Source organism: Pontibacter sp. HJ8 (genome assembly GCF_054824225.1).
The window spans coordinates 1-1,938 of the sequence record NZ_JSYF01000223.1; the positions used below are offsets into that span (position 1 = coordinate 1).

Annotated in this window: 1 protein-coding gene; it reads right to left on the bottom strand. The window is 54.5% G+C overall.

Translation table 11 applies throughout. The features are described 5' to 3' along the window. On the bottom strand, positions 1-1,767 hold a 1,767-nt coding region (locus tag OB13_RS10610; protein ID WP_461490140.1), incomplete at its 3' end, for a DNA polymerase III subunit gamma/tau. Positions 1,768-1,938 lie beyond the last annotated feature (171 nt).

Below are 1,938 nucleotides of genomic sequence, written 5' to 3' on the forward strand. Positions count from 1 at the left end.
TTTCTTCAGTTCGGCCAGCAAGGAGGGGCGCAGGCTGGTAAATTGGTCCAGCATCACGTGATTCTCCAGGTGCAGGATGATCTCATTGTCTTCGCCTATGTGGTACTGGCGGTTGAGGAGGGTATACTCCATCATGTTCTCTGCCTTCTTGCGGCGCAGGATGGTATGCCACAGCGTCTTCAGACGGGCAGCATCCAGGGGCACGATAGCTCCGTAGCTGGTTTCCTCTTCCTCCTCGGCTACAGCGGTGTCTGCCGCTGCGGCAGCCGGCTGGCTTTGGATGTCTTTCAGGCTGGGCAGCTTGCCCAGTTTTTTCTGTGGAGGAACAGGTATGGACGGCCGTTGCATACCCGGAGGCGGTGTTGCCAGTGCGTCGTGCGGTGGCGACAAATGGCCATCCGGTGTTACCTCCTGTTTTTGGGGAGGCTGTTGCAGCCCCTGCGAAGGGACAGTGCCGGGCTGATGCGGCTGTTGTAACCCCACGGAAGGTATACCGGTAGGGCTGTGGGGCTGCATCGCCTCAGACGGCACCGTACCGGCGGCAGGTTGCTGCATGGCGGCAGATGGGATCATAGGGGCACCTGTTGTACTGGTAGAGGCTGGTGCCTGTTCCGCTACCTTAGCTTTTTTTGGGGCTGCGCCGGTTTCCGCTAAGCCATGGGCAAAGCTCAGGGCTGCATTGAGGTGTGCCATTTTCATCAGGCACAACTCCACGTGCAGGCGCTGGTTTTTGCTGCTCTTGTAGTGCATGTCGCAGGTGCTCACCAGGTTCAGGCCTGACAGCAGAAACGACACGGAGGATTTATGTGCCTGCTCGGCATACCTTGCTTTGATGTTGTCGGATACTTCCAGCAGCTGTACCGTGGCCTGGTCCTTGCAGACCAGCAGGCTGCGGAAGTGCTCCCCAATCCCTACCAGGAAGTTGTGCGCATCAAAACCGTTCTTCAAAATCTCATCAAACAACAGCAGCGAGCCCGACAGGTTCTCCTGCAGCAGGTAATCTGTCAGGCGGAAGTAATAGTCGTAGTCCAGGATGTGCAGGTTCTCGACCGTGGCTTTGTAGGTCACGTTGTGGCCCGAGAAAGTCACCATCTGGTCAAAAATAGACAACGCATCACGCAGAGCGCCGTCTGCCTTCTGTGAGATCAGGTGCAGCGCGTCGGGTTCTGCCTGTACGTTTTCCTTCTGGGCGATATGGCCCAGGTGGCGCACCATGTCGTCGATCCGGATGCGGTTGAAATCGAAAATCTGGCAGCGCGACAGGATGGTCGGGATGATCTTGTGGCGCTCGGTGGTTGCCAGGATAAAAATGGCATAGGCAGGTGGCTCCTCCAGCGTCTTCAGGAACGCGTTGAAGGCCTGGTTTGAGAGCATGTGCACCTCATCTATGATGTAGATCTTGTACTTGCCGGTCTGGGGGGCGTAGCGCACCTGCTCCACCAGGTTCCGGATATCCTCTACCGAGTTGTTGGAAGCGGCATCGAGCTCGTGGATGTTGAAGGAGCTGTTGCTGTTAAAGCTGCGGCACGATTCGCACTCGTTGCAGGCCTCTGTTTCCGGGGTGATGTTCTGGCAGTTAATGGTTTTTGCCAGGATACGGGCACAGGTTGTCTTGCCCACACCACGCGGCCCGCAAAACAGGAATGCCTGCGCCAAATGGTGGCTGCTGATAGCGTTCTTGAGGGTATTGGTGATGTGGTGCTGCCCCACCACGCTGTCGAACGTGGCCGGACGATACTTACGCGCTGATACTACAAAATTTTCCATTACTACAAAGATAACGAATCCGCATGTGAGTTGGGAATGCTTTTTATCCAGTAGTTTTCCAGATAGTTATCCACTGTGGGAAGCTGAAAATCTCATGAGTGCAAACATAAGATAAACGTATTTTTATTTGAATAATTTAATATTTTGATATAAAATTGCTGTATCCTTTTT